Raw genomic sequence first — 700 nt, 5'->3', positions numbered from 1 at the left:
TCATCCATATCAAAGTCTTCAAATCCGCCAGCAGATCATCATCAGAGCGTGATTTGCGCACAGGCGCTTCTTCTTCAAACTCTTCTTCCGCTTCTGGTTCGAGCAGACCAAGCTGGCTCATCAACTGTTCGATGCGATCCAGTTTTCATCCACGTATTGCTGTAGACCACGACCTAGGTTTTCACCTGATTCGATACGGTCAAGCAACACGTTCAGTTTCGCATCATTTTCGAGCATCTCAAGCTCTTGCTCTGCAGACAAACGACGCTCTTGTTTCGTCAGCTTTTCGCTGGCTCAACAATCAATGGAATTTTCTTTTGCTGCCTAGACGCGGATCACGAACCTGCGAAGAACCGTGTTTTTGCTGCGCACCTTCTTCCGAATTGCGACCYGCCCGCTTTTAGGCCTTTACGTTTTTTATCTTTCTTGCGTAAACGACCAGCAACATCTGATTCTGAACGATTACGGGTAACCATAAACTCCGGGGCGCCAGCGGCACCCGGCTTTCTCGATTTTTTCTTACGACTCATTACTGGGTCTTCCTCAGTAAAATTACATCTTTGCCAATAAATTCAAGTTCGAGCTTATCTCGCTCTGCCAGAGTACTGAAACGATTGCTTGGCTAAAAAGATCGACATGAGTGGGTCATTTTTATAGTGCCAGTTCGCAAACGCTTCTCGATCAATCACCATTTTGGTCA

At 46.5% G+C, this 700-nt stretch carries 2 pseudogenes; both read right to left on the bottom strand.

The window, feature by feature from the left end:
• Positions 1-530 (bottom strand): annotated as a pseudogene (gene yihI / locus CIK04_RS30315) (Der GTPase-activating protein YihI); the annotation flags it as partial.
• Positions 530-700, bottom strand: a pseudogene (locus CIK04_RS30310) (class I SAM-dependent methyltransferase); the annotation flags it as partial. The pseudogenes CIK04_RS30310 and yihI, both read right to left, overlap by 1 nt.

The sequence above is a fragment of the Vibrio sp. 03_296 genome, from assembly GCF_002265885.1.
The sequence above is the reverse complement of the archived record's forward strand: the minus strand, read 5'-3'. Positions and strand labels throughout refer to the sequence as shown.